Origin of the sequence: Streptomyces lavendulae subsp. lavendulae (assembly GCF_002803845.1) — a bacterium.
In the GTDB taxonomy this organism is placed as follows: Bacteria; Actinomycetota; Actinomycetes; order Streptomycetales; family Streptomycetaceae; genus Streptomyces; species Streptomyces lavendulae.
Genome location: NZ_CP024985.1, coordinates 1,698,900 through 1,712,288, shown reverse-complemented (window position 1 = coordinate 1,712,288; position 13,389 = coordinate 1,698,900). Strand labels below are relative to the sequence as shown.

Here is a 13,389-nt window from a genome sequence, read left to right as displayed (position 1 = left end):
AAACCTGGAAATAATACGTTCGGTGATGATCGATTGGTGATCGATATCGATCGGCCGGCGGTCCTGCCAGTGCGTACGCATATGCCGGTACGCGGGGCGCGTCCACCGTGGGCACCCGTCGCCGACACCGCGTGTGACCATCCCATGATTCACTCGTTTGTCCGACCGTGGCCACAACACCGCGATCCGGCTCCGGGCAGCCCGGCCGGCCGACCGAGCCCGTGTCCCCCGCGCCCCCGGCGCCGCCGCCCGGGCCCCCGGGGCGGACGGCCTTCGAGCGCGCCGAGGCGGTACTCGTCGAGCAGTACCCCCGGCTGGTCCGCCTTGCCTACGTGACCCTCCCGCCCTCCCTGAGCCGGCACACCCGGGTCCTCCTCGCGCACCGCGCCGTCCAGCACGCCCTGCCCCGAGGGCCCGGCGGCCGCGACCCCGGCGGGCCGGGCGGCCCCGACAGCCCCGGCGGGCCCCTGGAGGAGCTGCGCGTACGCGTCCTGCGCGCGGTCCTCGCCCCCACCGGGCGGCCCCGCCGCCTCCTGGCCCGGACCGGCCGGCCGCCCACCCCGCCCTACGTGTGGGGGCTGCGGCTGTGGCCCCCGGCCGGCGGCATCGACGAGGCGGCCCGGCTGCTGGGGGAGGCGCCCGGCCCGGTCCGGGCCGCCTTCGTCCTGCACCGGATCGACGGACTGCCCGAGGAGGCGGTCGCCCGGCTGCTGGGCGCGGCGGGTGCGGCCGGAGCCTCGGGCGCGGCCGGAGCGGCGGACGCCGTGCGCGAGGCGCTCGCCGTACCCGTGGGGGAAACGCTCCTGCCGACCCTGCGGAACCCGGAGTTCGACGCCAGCGTGGTCAGCGCCCGCCCCACGGACCTGCTGCGCCGCCGCCGCGGGGTCCGCGCCGGGTGGGCCGCTACGGCCGTACTGGCCCTGGTCTGCGGGGTCCTCGCGGCCGACTCCTCGCCCCCGCGCACCGAAGCGGCGCCGGCCGCCGGACCCGTCGCCGCCGGGGTGCTCGACCCCGCCCGACTGGCCAGGGTCCCGGCGGAGGCCTGGGCCGACACCGCCCGCGTGGACTTCACCGCCTGGCCCGCCCGGGGCTCCCGGACCGCCGACCGGGCCCTGCTCACCCGCGCCCTCGGGGTCTGGGCGGCCCGGCCCGGCGGGGTCCGGACGACGGCCGCGCCCGGCACCCCGACCGACCCGCCGGGGCACCCGCCGCAGCTGCTCTACGCCGGGAACGTGTCGGCGGCGGCACAGGTGCCCGGGGCAGCGGAGGTGCCCGGGGCGGGCACGCGGGGGGACGGGCCCGGCTCCGAGACGGCGGTCGTGCTCCTGCTCGACGGCGACCGCGTGGTGCGCTACACCGAGGCCGCCCGGGGCCCGCGCGGCCCGCGCACCCTCGACTTCGCCCGTACCGACGAGGCGGGCGTCACCACCGCCGCCGCCCTCGCCCTGACCCGGGACCGGGGCGGCCCGGCCGCGCGCTACCTGCTCGCCCCCTGGATCGCCGGCGCCGCCACCCTCGACCTGCTCCGCGCCGGGGACGCGCCCCGGCCCCTGGCCGTGGCCGCCGACGGGGTCACGGCCCCCGCCGCCGTCCCCCGCGCAACCGGGGCCTGCGATACCTGGCCCGCGCTCGAACTGACCTCCTCCCCGCGCATCGTCGAGAAGCACTCCTTCGTCCTGGCCGACCTGGGCGGGCTCACCCCCGTCCACCTCACCTACATCCCGCTGCCCGACGGCCCCGCCGCCGTGCCCGCCCGGCAGCCCCGCGAGGCCACCGGAGCGGCCGCCCGCGCGGCCTGGGCCCCGGGCGCCTGCGGACTGCGCGAACTGGGCGGCGCCGGCGTCCGGGCCGTGAACGTCTGGGACTTCGCCGACACCGAACTCCCCGACGGCGCGGGCCGGGCCACCTGGAGCTGCACCCGGGCCTCCGGCTGGGCCGGCCCGGGCGACGTCCTCGTACGGCTGCGCCCGCCCGCCGGGCCCCCGCAGGAGGTGGTCCGGGCGCGGTCCACCGCCGCCTGCGGCCGCTTCGGCCGGCACCTCCTCGTGGGCACCCGGTGGCGTTCCCCGGCGGGCCACTGGTACCTGCTCGCCGCCGGGAGCCGCGAGGTCGCCGCCATCACCGCGGGCGGCGCCGTCCGGGCGGAGGCGAACGGCCGCAGCCTGACCGCCCCCGCCGGACCCGAGGGCGCCCCGGTCTCCCTGACGGGCCGGCTCACCGGCGGCGCCCGGATCACCGCCCTCGACGGAGGGGCGGGCGGCCGTGACTGAGCGGCCGTGACCGAGCGGCCGGGGGAGGCACCCGGCGCGGGACCCGGAGGGCGCCGCCCGGTACGGGACGCGTACGGGACGCCCGTACCCCGGACACCGGTCCTGGGCTCCGCGGCACGGCTGTAACATGGGCCCATTGCGAGGGCCGTGACGCAGAGGTCACTGCCCTCGCTGTTTTTGCGTCACGTCCACCCGGACGAAATGCGGGCGCGTGCCCTTTCGGCGGTTCGATACGATGAACCGCATCACAATCCGTCACGGCACGCCGTCACGCATGAACCCGTACAAATGAAACGAATGGAGCATCCGAGGATGGCTCGACACCTGATCACCAGCGCGCTTCCCTATATCAACGGGATCAAGCACCTGGGCAACATGGTCGGGTCGATGCTTCCGGCGGATGTGTACTCCCGGTACCTCCGCCAGCGCGGCCACGACGTCCTGTACATCTGCGCCACCGACGAGCACGGCACCCCCGCCGAACTCGCCGCCAAGGAGGCCGGGATCTCGGTCGCCGAGTTCTGCGCGCAGGCGCACGACGCCCAGAAGGCGGTCTACGACGGCTTCGAGCTGTCCTTCGACTACTTCGGCCGCAGCTCCTCCGCGCAGAACCGCGAGATCACCCAGCACTTCGCGCGCAGGCTCCAGGAGAACGGCTTCATCGAGGAGCGGGCGATCCGGCAGGTCTACTCGCCGGTCGACGGCCGCTTCCTGCCGGACCGCTACGTCGAGGGCACCTGCCCGCACTGCGGTTACGACAAGGCCCGCGGCGACCAGTGCGAGAACTGCACCCGCGTCCTGGACCCCACGGACCTGATCGAGCCCCGCTCGGCCATCTCCGGCTCCACCGAGCTGGAGGTCCGCGAGACCAAGCACCTGTTCCTGCGGCAGTCCGCGCTCCAGCACGAGGTCGAGGCCTGGGTCGCCGAGCACGAGGAGGAGTGGCCGCAGCTGGCGTCCTCCATCGCGCGCAAGTGGCTGACCGAGGGCCTGCACGACCGCGCCATCACCCGTGACCTCGACTGGGGCGTCCCGGTGCCCGCCGACACCTGGCCCGAACTGGCCGCCGAGGGCAAGGTCTTCTACGTCTGGTTCGACGCCCCGATCGAGTACATCGGCGCCACCAAGGAGTGGGCCGACCTCGACCCGGCGAACCGCGACTACAAGGCCTGGTGGTACGAGGCCGAGGACGTCCGCTACACCCAGTTCATGGCGAAGGACAACGTCCCGTTCCACACGGTGATGTTCCCCGCCACCCAGCTGGCCACCCGCGAGCCGTGGAAGAAGGTCGACTACGTCAAGGCCTTCAACTGGCTGACGTACTACGGCGGCAAGTTCTCCACCTCGCAGAAGCGCGGCGTCTTCACCGACCAGGCGCTGGAGATCCTCCCGGCCGACTTCTGGCGCTACTTCCTCATCGCCAACGCCCCCGAGTCGGACGACTCGTCGTTCACCTGGGAGCACTTCGCCGCCACGGTCAACAAGGACCTCGGCGGCACCCTCGGCAACTTCGTCAACCGGGTGCTGACCTTCTCCCGCAAGAAGTTCGGCGACGAGGTCCCCGCGGGCACCGCGGCCGGCGCGGCCGAGGCCAGGCTGGGCGAGCAGATCGCCGAGCTCCTCGCCGAGTACGAGGGCCACATGGAGACCCTCCAGTACCGCAAGGCGGCGGCCGCGCTGCGCGCCCTGTGGTCGGCCGGAAACGCGTACCTCGACGAGAAGGCCCCCTGGCTGGAGGTCAAGACCGACCTGGAGGGCGCGGCCCTCACCCTGCGCACCGCGATGAACCTCATCCACCTCTACTCGGTGGTCTCCGAGCCCTTCATCCCGGCCTCCGCGCGCGCCATGCGCTCCGCGTTCGACCTCGCGGACGACACGGCGGCGTGGGTGACCCCGGAGCAGGCCAAGGCGCTGGACGCGGTTCCGGCCGGGACCCCGTTCACCGTGCCGCCGGTGCTCTTCGCGAGGGTCACCGAGGAGGACCTGGAGTCCTACCGGGACCGCTTCGGCGGTTCCCCGGAGGCCTGACCGGCCCCGCCGACACCGGCTCCCGCCGACATCGGCCCCGCCGACATCGGCCCCCCGAAGGGCGCGACCTGCAGAGGTCGCGCCCTTCGGCGTGAGCGGCGGCGGTCGGCGCAGGGGGCGGGGGCGGGGAGGGCGGGGGAGCGGCCGGGGTAGGGAAAACCCCACCACGAAGGCTCCGCCTGGGCGTGCAGACCCGAGGGGGGCCGCACGGCTGGAATGGGTCCATGACCCCTTCCGCCCGCCCGCTCCCCCGCGCGGCCTCCCGTCCCCTGCCCGCCCCGCCCGCCGCCCGGTGGACGGCCGGCTGGCTGCTCGCGGCCGTCTGGGCGCTGGCGTTCCCCCTGTTCTCCGCGCTCGGCCCGCACCGGCTGTGGGGCTGCTGCGCGGCCGCGGGGTACCTGGTGGCCGCCAGGGCCACCGCCCTGGGCCACCCGCGCCAGGCGCGCGCCGCGGCCCTGACCGGAGCCGTCGTCCTGCCCCTGCTGTACCTGGTCCTCACCGGTCAGGGCCAGTCGGAGGTGGGCGTGATCGAACGGTCCGGGCGGCTCCTGCTGGAGTCCGGACGCCTCTACGTGGAGCAGCCCGCCGGAGTCGGTGAGTACACCCCCTACCTGCCCGGCATGGCCCTCCTCGGCCTCCCGCGCGCCCTGCTGGGCGGCGGCGACGGCTGGGCGGTCCGCCTCCTCGGCGACGCCCGGATCTGGTGCGGGGCGGCCCTGTTCGCCTCGCTGTGGGCCGGCCGCCGGATGCTCGGCACTCCCCCCTCGCCGCTGCTCCCGCTGCTGGTGGCCTCTCCGGTGGTGGCCTTTCCGCTGGTGGTGAGCGGGGTGGACCTGCCGCTGGCGGGGCTGTGCTGCCTGGCGCTCGCGGCGGCCGCCTCGGGCCGTCCGGCGGTGGCCGGGGCGGCGCTCGCGGCGGCGTGCGCCATGAAGTGGACCGCGCTGCCCGCCGTGGCGGTGGCCGTCGCCCTCCTCGGCGCCCTGCGCGGCGCCCGGGCGGCGGTGCGCTGCGCGGTGGTGGCCGCGTCCCTCACGGCGGTGCTGGTGCTCCCGGGGGCGCTGCTCCAGCCGACGGAGCTGTGGCGGCAGGTGTTCGCGTTCCCGACGGGCCGGGCGGACGTGCCGACCCCGGCGAGCAGCCCCCTGCCGGGGCACCTGCTCGCCGGACTCGGCCCGTGGGGCTGGCACGTGACGGTGGCCCTGCTGGTCCTGGCCGGACTGGGGGTGGGGCTCTCCCTGTGGGTGCGCCCGCCCCGCACGCTCGCCGCCGCCGCGGACCGGCTCGCGCTGGGGCTGACCCTGGCGTTCCTGCTGGCCCCGGCGGGCCGGTTCGGCTACCTGGCGCTGCCGTTGCTGCTGGTGGTGTGGGCGCGCGGGGCGGGCGCGCAGGCCGGCGTCCCTTCGCGGGTCGTGGCCCGCTCGCGGGCGGCCGCGGCCGGGGCCGGGGCCGCGCACGGCGGATCCGGGCCGGCCGACCACGGCGGCGGCCTCGCGTGCGGCGACGCCGCCGGGCACGGGGCCGGGTGATCGCGCCGTGCGTCCGGGAACGGCTGCGGGCCGCACGGCGTCCCTCCCGGGACAAGCCGTTTTCCCGGAGCCGACGGAGGCATCGTGCGCGCAGGACGGCCGGTCCGCACCGGCAGGGTGGTGCTGGTCGCGGGTGTGCTGCTGATGCTCTCGGCGGTCGGCTTCGGGGTGACGGCCCTGGTCCGGGCGGGCGATCCGGCGCGCAGCCCGCTGTACCGCGCCGTGGAGGCGTACCTGGACGGCGTCGGTACGGGGGGCGGCGCGCCCGCAGCCCCCTGCGCGGGCGCCACCACCGACCCGGGGGCGGAACTGCACCGTCACGGTGCCCGGTTCGGCCACCGGATCGTCTCCTCCACCCAGAGCGGCGGGGAGGCCACGGTCAACGTCGACCTCGGGTACGGCGACGGTCCCGCCGTCGCCTACTCCCTCGACCTGCGCCGCACGGACCGGGTGTGGCAGGTCTGTTCGGCGTCCCCCGGCCACGTCGAGATCGACCCCTTCGACTGAGGCGCCCTGGCGGCGGCCCGTCGGCGGGGGCGTGCGGGAGCCCTACGCGGCCTCCCGGCCCCGGAGGTGGGCCAGGACCGCCAGGACGCGGCGATTGCCCTCCGTGGGGTCCAGGTCCAGCTTCGTGAAGATGCTGCCCGCGTGCTTGACGACGGCGGCCTCGGTGATGAACAGCCGGGCCGCCAGGGCCTGGTTGTTGAGACCCTCGGCCATCAGCGCGAGCACTTCGCGCTCCCGGGGGGTGAGACGGGCCAGCGGGCGGTCCGGGGCCGCCGGTGGCGCGAGCAGGACGCGCACCACCTCGGGGTCGATGACCGTCTGGCCGCCGTGGACCCGTTCCAGGGCGTCGAGGAATTCGGTCACCTCACCGACCCGGTCCTTCAGCAGGTAGCCCAGCCCGGCCGCCGAAGCGCCGGTGAACAGCTGGGCCGCGTACGCCGTGGCCACGTACTGGGAGAGCACCAGGACCGGCAGCGAGGCGTCGCGGGCCCGTAGTTCGAGGGCGGCCCGCAGCCCCTCGTCGCGCAGTCCGGGCGGCATCCGGACGTCCGTGACGACCACGTCGGGCCGCTCGGCCCCCACCGCCTCCAGCAGGGCGGGGGCGTCGCCCACGGCGGCGAGGACCCGGTGGCCGCCGAGGGTCAGCAGTTCGGTCAGGCCGGCGCGCAGCAGCACGGAGTCCTCCGCGAGGATCACCCGGAGCACGGGACCTCCACGCGCAGTTCGGTCGGACCGCCCACCGGACTGGACACCGTCAGCCTGCCCTGCAACATCGCCACCCTGTCCGCGAGACCCGCCAGGCCCGCTCCCGCGCCGGGATCGGCCCCGCCGCGGCCGTCGTCCGTGATGGTGAGAGTGAGCCGGTCCCCCTCGACCCTACCGGCGACGCCGACCTGCGAGGCGCCGCTGTGCTTGGCGGCGTTGGCGAGGGCCTCCGTGACGGTGAAGTAGGCGGTGGTCTCCACCGGTCCGGGCAGCCGGGGCAGGCCGGCGAGGTCCACCGTGACCGGGACGGGATGGCGCAGCGCCACCTCGGCGACGGCCGCCGCCAGGCCGTGGTCGGTCAGCACCTGGGGGTGGATGCCGCGTACGAGGTCCCGTAGTTGCTCCAGGGCCAGCTTCGCCTCGGCGCGCCCCCGGCCGACCAGGGCCGTCGCCTCCGCCGCTTCCGGGACCCCGCGCAGCCGCAGTTCCGCGAGGCCCAGGGTCATGCTGAGGGCGACCAGCTGCTGTTGGGCCCCGTCGTGCAGGTCCCGTTCGATGCGCCGCCGTTCCGCCTCGAAGGCCTCCACCAGCCGGACCCGCGAACGGGTCAGCTCCAGCACCCGGCCGTCCTCCTCGCGCGGCCCGAGCAGCAGCCGGGCCGTCTTCACCTGCGCCCCCGCGATGAGCGCACCCGCGTACGCCGCGAGCACCAGCCCCGCCAGCCCGGCGGCCGTCCCGCCCAGCGCCTCCAGCGGCCCCGCCACGGCCCGCCCGGGTATCAGCATCACCGGCTCCGGGGCCAGCGCCCACACCACGACCGGCGACACCACGAGGATCAGCGAGAACGCCAGCAGCGCCAGCACCCCGAGACCGGCCGCGCCGAACACGGGCCCCAGCAGGGCGGCGTAGCCGAACTCCCGCCAGGTGGCCCGTTCCCGCAGCCGGGTGCGCAGCCAGGCGGCCGCGCCGGCCCCGGCGAGCGAGGTGTGCGGATCGGCGACGGGAGCCGGTTCGACCCACCGGAGCCGTCGCCGCTCCAGCTCCGCCAGCGGCACGGCACCGGCGACGGCGCCGACCAGCAGCAGGAGTCCGACCCCGGCGACCGCCAGCACCACCCCGAGTCCCACGAGCAGCACCAGGGCGACCAGCACCGCGTACCCGAGGGGGAACCCGCTGCCCAAATACGCCCAGCACCGCCACGGCCACCACGACCGCAGGAACCGCCACGGCCGCCGCGCCACCGCCCACACGGTCACCGTCGGAGGGGGGAGCGGGGTGGTGGAACCGGACATGGGTCCCAGCCTAAGGTCTGTGGCGCGCGGGCCGACGGGCCGTCACGTCGCGGCGCCCGGTTCCGGGAGCGCCACCGTCCTCCGGTGCGACCCGCGTGCTCCGATCACGGGGCGGGGAGGCGGCGGGCGCGGTGGCGGACGGGTCCGGGCGGGTGACCGGCCGCTCCGGCGCCGGTGCCGCGGGGACTCCGGCGCGACCCGAGGGGCGGGCCGGACGCGGCGGCTAGCGTGGGGGCCATGACATCCGCGACCCGCACCGCCGCCGACCAGGCCCCCGCAGACCCGGCCGCGACCGACGAGGCCCTGGCCACCCAGCCCATCGGCTACTGGAGCGGCCTGGCCCACGCGAAGGTCACCCGCCACCTGCGCGACGCCCTGGCCCGGATCGACGTCACCCAGCCCGAGTACTGGGTGCTCAACCGCGTCCACGGCGGCCCGGCGGCCCCCACCCGCGCGGAGGCCGTGGTCCAGCTGACGCCGCTCGCGGACGGTCCGGACGAGATCGCCCGGGTGGTCGACCGGCTCGTGCACCGGGGCTGGCTGTGCGCCGACGCCGGGCAGCGGCTGTACCTCACCGGGGCGGGCGAGGCGGCCAGGACGCGGGTGCGGGCCGTGGTGACCGAACTGCGCGCGGTGGTCCACGAGGGCATCGCCGACGAGGACTACGTCGCCGCGCTCCGGGTCCTGCGCACGATGATCGCCAACGTGGAGCGCGCGGACGGCGCCTGATTCCCCGCCGACGACCCGCCCGGGCCGTCATCCGGACTCCGCCTGACGAACGATCAGGCGGGCCCTCCGTCGTTCCCGCCGCCCCGAAGTCACCCTCCGAGGGCGGATCTTGACCTGTCTGCCGCGTGTCGAACCGGCGCCTTGATCGTTTCTTCAGCCGTAACCCTCATATCGGCTGCCGAATCGGGAGGAGCGCGGTGACGGCTTGGCAGTACTTCGCCGGGGCGGGTCTGGTGGCGGCGCTCTGCCCGCTGCACGGCCATGTGGCGGTCGCGGGCGACGCCGACGGCCACGGTCACGGCCGCGGGGCGCGGGTGGACCTGTGCGTGCCGGGCGGGCATCCGAAGCCGCCCGTCGTGCGGCCGCCCGCGCCGCCGGTGCCCGAGGTGCCGGGGCCGCCCGTGGCCGTTCCCTCCGTGCGGGTGACCCTGCCCGGCGTGGAGCGGCCCACCGTGCACCACCCCGGGCAGGCCCCCGGCCTCCCGGCGGCGCCCGGGCCCGACGCCCCGGTGCCGGACGCGCCGGCGCAGCCGTCCCCGGCTCCGCCGGCGCCCGCGCCCGGACCGGAGCCGGTCCCCGCGGCGGCCCCCGCCCCGCCCGCGGTGCGGGCCGCCGCGCCCGTGCGCGCCTTCCACGTGCGCCCGTACCGTTCCGCGGCCCTGGAGCGGCGCGGCCCGAACGGCCTGAGCACGATGATGCTCATGGTGGTGGTCACCACCCCGGCCGTGCTCGCGGCCGCCGCGCTGCGCCCCCGCTCCAAGAGCCGCGGCTGACGCACCCCATGCACCCACGCACCCACGAACGGGAGATTTCTCGTGTCCGAATGGCTGGTCCTGGCCATCGCCATGGCGCTCGTCTGCGCCGTCGTCCTCGCCATCACCGCGATCCGGCACCGCCGGGTCGCGGCCGACGAGGACACCAGCGAAACCCCTGACGTCATCGAGTACATGACGATGATGGTCGGCGTGGTCTACGCGATCGTCCTGGGCCTGGCCATCGCGGGGGTCTGGGAGGCGCGCGGCGGGGCGGAGGACAGCGTGCGCCGCGAGGCGCAGTCCCTCTACGAGGTCAGCCAGCGCGCCGACGTCTACCCGGCACCCGTCCGCGACCGGATCCGCGGCGAGGTGGACGCGTACGTCTCCCACACGGTCAACGTGGACTGGCCGCGGCTGGTCTCCGGGCAGAGCGCCTCCGACGAGGGGGCGCAACTGCTCGGCAAGCTGCGCGGCGACGTCACCCACCAGAGCCCCGCCAACGAGCTGCAGGCACAGGCCTACCAGCCGCTGCTCGACCACATCGCGGCCGCCGACGACGCCCGCCACTCGCGCACCCAGAGCGACGAGTCCACCCTGCCGAGCGTGGTCTGGGTCGGGCTGGTGGTCGGCGGGCTCGTCACCATCGGGCTGATCTTCACCCTGCAGATCCGGCGCTCCGGCCGGGAACTGCTGCTGGCGGGCCTCTTCAGCGCGCTGATCGTGTTCCTGCTCTTCATGGTCTGGAGCTTCGACGCCCCGTACGGGCGGGACGGGACCGATTCCGCCGGGCCCTTCCAGGACCTGTTCCCGGCCGTCACGGTGACGGCCTCCCGCTGAGGTCCCGCACCGGGGGTCGTGCTCCGCAAGCCAGGCCTTCGTGCGGTCCCGGCCCGGGTCAGCCCCCGGCCGGGGCCGCCCGGTGCCGGGCGGCGGCCACCACCGGGGAGTGCCGCAGGGCGTCGGAGATGCGGACGAGGTCGCGCGGACCGTCGGCCGTCACCAGCACCCGCTCCCCGTCCGCCCCGCCGTCCGCCGTCCCCCCGGGGGCGGCGGACGGCGTGCGTACGGCGGCCGCCACCATCGCCGCGTCCGCGACGGCGCGGGCGGTCTCCTCGTCCGCGCCGGCCGCGCGGGCCCGCTCGTAGGCACGGTCGCGGTGGCGGCGGTCGAAGCGGGGGCCGAGCCGCAGGAACCCGTCGTGGATGTCCGACTCCCGCTGGATCACCCGGATCTCGGCCGGGGACCACCAGGACATCCGCACGCAGGGGCTGCCGCTGGGGGCGGTGCTGCTCACCTCGCGCCACAGCGCGCCCAGGCGCCGGTACGTGGTCCAGGTCTGCCAGCTGTCCGACACCCGCTGGCAGACCAGCGGCAGCACGAAGCCCACCGCGCTGACCAGCGCCGCGGCGGAGGCCAGCGGCGGGGCCACGTAGGTGCTCAGGACGTCCAGGTCGTGACCGAGCCAGCGCGCGCCGACCGCGGAGAGCTTGGTGGCGTCGTAGGTGAGGCTGATGGAGTACCCCGACACGATGATCACCAGCCCGGCCCGCAGCCAGCCGCGGACCTGGACCGACCAGCGCCAGCACATCGCGACCATGGTGGCGGCGGCCACGCTGTGCGCCACGAGGTAGGAGACGATCATCAGGCGGACGTAGGGGGTGTTGGCGTAGTACGTGTCGAAGTCGCGCAGCCGCTCGACGGACGCCTCGCCGAGGAGGAAGAACACCACGATCGCCACGACCACGACCGAGTAGCCCGTGATCCAGCGCACCGAGGTGCGCCGGATCTCCTGCGCGGGACCGCCGCGCCAGTTGAACATCAGCACCAGGCAGGAGGCGCTGAAGGCCGTCATCAGGCAGTAGACCAGCGGGGCGGAGAAGTTCGGGATCCCCGTCCAGCGGTTGACGGCCTCGATGGTGGGCGGGGCGGCGAAGGTGAACACCGCCGTGGCCAGGACCAGCAGTGCGCAGACGGACCTCAGGAGAGGGTCGCGCCACTGTGAGCGCAGGGCCGGCAGTTTGCAGACGAGCGAGACCGCCATCGCGGCTGCCGGGATGTAGTAGTCCTGTCCGTTCAACGGTCGTTCCTGTGCCCCCGGTAGCCGAGGGAGGTTTCGATGCGGCCCGCCAGCTCGTCGCGCTGGGCCGGGGCCCGCAGTCCCGAGGAGCCGGCGAGCCAGGTGCGGCATCTGCTGCCCAGCAGGAGGCCGAAGGTCTCGGCCTCGGTTTCCTCCTGGACGTCGGCGCGGGTGCGCGCCGCGACGCTGCGGACCGTCTCGCCGAGGTCGGCGCCGTCGGCCAGGAGCCGGGCGGCGACGGCGGCGCCGTCGACGTGGTGGCTGCAGTGGCCGGCCTTCATGTGCCACAGCTCGTGGCCCAGGATCACCAGCTGGTGGTCGGGTGCGGTGCGCTCCTCGATGACCACCAGATCGCGGTCCTCCATGTCGAGCCAGAGCCCGCTGGCCGTCCCCTGCGGGAAGGCGGCCATGCGGAACTCCACCGGGCGGCCGCGGTGCCGGCTCATGCCCTCGCAGAGGGCGGCGTAGAGGTCCAGGGGCTCCACGGGGGCGGGCAGCTTGATGCCGGCCACCAGCTCCCCGCACAAACGCCGCTGTGCTCTGCCTATGCTCACCGTTCTCCCCGTCGGCGCGGATCCGGATCAGGACTCAAGGATCAGATCCAGACTTTCGACTGGGTCATGATTCGTTCGGTTTGACGCTTTCGAGAAGCATGTCCAGCCATTCGGTCACCTTGTCCCGGTGCTTGTCGCTGGGCAGTTGGGCGGCCCGCCACGCGATGCCGCGTACGCCGTGGTTCTGCAGGAGTCTTGCCAGCGGATCGCCCGCCGAAGCGGTCTCGGCCGGTACGGGCTGCCGCTCGCGGCCCGCGAAGTCCTGGAGCAGCTGCTGCTCGGTCCGCTGGAGGGCGTCGGTGAGGGCGTCGGCGTCGTGGGCGGTGAGGAAGCCCGCGTGGACCCCGAAGAAGCGCTGGATGGCGTCACAGTGCTCCATCGTGGGGCGGCGGTCGCCGTTGATCAGGGCGCCGGCCTGCTGCCGCGACATTCCGGCGCCGTCCGCGATCTCCTGCTGGGTGTAGCGGCGCCCGTTGGGTTTCACCCGGGTCCGCCGGAGCAGGTCGAGGCGCTGGAGGAAACGCGCCTGGAGATCGGGTTCGCCGGCCGGGCGCCCGTCGAGCAGGGTCTTGATCACGTCGGCGGGGACCCCGGAGGCCTCCGACAGCCGCCGGAGGTCGAAGACCTGGTTCCGGGCGCGGCCCAATTTGTTCGCGAGTTCGGCGACCCGCGTGACGGTCGCTGCCAGGGGCGCGTTGGCCACCGCGACGGGAGCCGGGAAGCCGTCTGTCACCAGTGGTTCTCCTAGATCGCGCGAGGTCAGTGGGCACGTGGTCGGCCTCAGGGAATCTATCCGGTTTGTTTTGGGAGAGCTAGAACTTGCCACAGCTGTGGCGGGAATGAGCTGTCGCAAGGCTGGAATTGCCACAATAGTTGACACTCGAATGAAGTCGGTAGCAGGATCGCCACACGGAAATGAAGATCCAGACCGTGAGGAGGGGGAGCT

The 13,389-nt window shown here is 75.2% G+C and carries 12 protein-coding genes; 7 read left to right on the top strand and 5 right to left on the bottom strand.

Annotation, left to right across the window (positions count from 1 at the left end):
* The first annotated feature begins 167 nt into the window (after window positions 1-167).
* The 4 genes from SLAV_RS07785 to SLAV_RS07770 all read left to right on the top strand — a co-directional run bounded on the left by SLAV_RS07785 (window position 168) and on the right by SLAV_RS07770 (window position 6,331).
* Window positions 168-2,270: a hypothetical protein gene (locus SLAV_RS07785; protein WP_234333746.1), complete on the top strand. Its 2,103-nt coding sequence runs from the start codon at window positions 168-170 to the stop codon at window positions 2,268-2,270.
* A gap of 312 nt (window positions 2,271-2,582) precedes the next feature.
* Complete coding sequence (gene metG, locus SLAV_RS07780; RefSeq protein WP_030234871.1) at window positions 2,583-4,298, top strand: methionine--tRNA ligase; 1,716 nt, start codon at window positions 2,583-2,585, stop codon at window positions 4,296-4,298.
* Between the two features lie 224 nt (window positions 4,299-4,522).
* On the top strand, window positions 4,523-5,824 hold the full coding sequence (locus tag SLAV_RS07775; protein WP_063760334.1) for a glycosyltransferase 87 family protein: 1,302 nt from the start codon (window positions 4,523-4,525) through the stop codon (window positions 5,822-5,824).
* A gap of 84 nt (window positions 5,825-5,908) precedes the next feature.
* Window positions 5,909-6,331, top strand: a complete 423-nt coding sequence (locus SLAV_RS07770) for a hypothetical protein (protein WP_030234866.1) — start codon at window positions 5,909-5,911, stop codon at window positions 6,329-6,331.
* A gap of 42 nt (window positions 6,332-6,373) precedes the next feature.
* Here the strand turns inward: SLAV_RS07770 and SLAV_RS07765 are convergent, their stop codons facing one another.
* Both SLAV_RS07765 and SLAV_RS07760 read right to left on the bottom strand, forming a co-directional pair.
* Entirely contained in the window at window positions 6,374-7,036 is a 663-nt protein-coding gene (locus SLAV_RS07765) for a response regulator (RefSeq protein WP_030234863.1), read from the bottom strand.
* The gene (locus SLAV_RS07760) at window positions 7,024-8,328 is read right to left on the bottom strand and encodes a sensor histidine kinase (RefSeq protein ID WP_030234862.1); all 1,305 of its coding nucleotides are present in this window, start codon (window positions 8,326-8,328) and stop codon (window positions 7,024-7,026) included. Before SLAV_RS07760 ends, SLAV_RS07765 begins: the two co-directional genes overlap by 13 nt.
* Window positions 8,329-8,565: 237 nt before the next feature.
* Between SLAV_RS07760 and SLAV_RS07755 the strand changes: the two genes are divergently transcribed.
* The 3 genes from SLAV_RS07755 (at window position 8,566) to SLAV_RS07745 (ending at window position 10,649) form a co-directional block, all read left to right on the top strand.
* Window positions 8,566-9,057 (top strand): MarR family winged helix-turn-helix transcriptional regulator, encoded by a 492-nt coding sequence (locus SLAV_RS07755; RefSeq protein WP_030234858.1) that lies wholly within the window; start codon window positions 8,566-8,568, stop codon window positions 9,055-9,057.
* Between the two features lie 197 nt (window positions 9,058-9,254).
* Window positions 9,255-9,830, top strand: a complete 576-nt coding sequence (locus tag SLAV_RS43085; protein ID WP_051841193.1) for a hypothetical protein — start codon at window positions 9,255-9,257, stop codon at window positions 9,828-9,830.
* Window positions 9,831-9,872: 42 nt separating this feature from the next.
* Window positions 9,873-10,649, top strand: coding sequence for a bestrophin-like domain (locus tag SLAV_RS07745; RefSeq protein WP_030234854.1), 777 nt, complete (start codon window positions 9,873-9,875; stop codon window positions 10,647-10,649).
* Between the two features lie 58 nt (window positions 10,650-10,707).
* On the opposite strand, the gene SLAV_RS07740 is transcribed toward SLAV_RS07745, so the two are convergent.
* From SLAV_RS07740 to SLAV_RS07730, 3 genes are all read right to left on the bottom strand, one after another.
* Window positions 10,708-11,889: an MAB_1171c family putative transporter gene (locus SLAV_RS07740; RefSeq protein WP_030234851.1), complete on the bottom strand. Its 1,182-nt coding sequence runs from the start codon at window positions 11,887-11,889 to the stop codon at window positions 10,708-10,710.
* Window positions 11,886-12,443, bottom strand: coding sequence for a hypothetical protein (locus SLAV_RS07735; RefSeq protein WP_030234848.1), 558 nt, complete (start codon window positions 12,441-12,443; stop codon window positions 11,886-11,888). Before SLAV_RS07735 ends, SLAV_RS07740 begins: the two co-directional genes overlap by 4 nt.
* 64 nt (window positions 12,444-12,507) lie before the next feature.
* Window positions 12,508-13,176: a helix-turn-helix domain-containing protein gene (locus SLAV_RS07730; protein ID WP_030234847.1), complete on the bottom strand. Its 669-nt coding sequence runs from the start codon at window positions 13,174-13,176 to the stop codon at window positions 12,508-12,510.
* Between the last annotated feature and the right edge of the window lie 213 nt (window positions 13,177-13,389).

What these genes read in the sequence shown, in the direction of transcription:
- SLAV_RS07760 (WP_030234862.1), bottom strand. Translation starts at nt 8,328, where the DNA reads ATGTCCGGTTCCACCACCCCGCTCCCCCCTCCGACGGTGACCGTGTGG.
- SLAV_RS07755 (WP_030234858.1), top strand. Translation starts at nt 8,566, where the DNA reads ATGACATCCGCGACCCGCACCGCCGCCGACCAGGCCCCCGCAGACCCG.
- metG (WP_030234871.1), top strand. Translation starts at nt 2,583, where the DNA reads ATGGCTCGACACCTGATCACCAGCGCGCTTCCCTATATCAACGGGATC.
- SLAV_RS07775 (WP_063760334.1), top strand. Translation starts at nt 4,523, where the DNA reads ATGACCCCTTCCGCCCGCCCGCTCCCCCGCGCGGCCTCCCGTCCCCTG.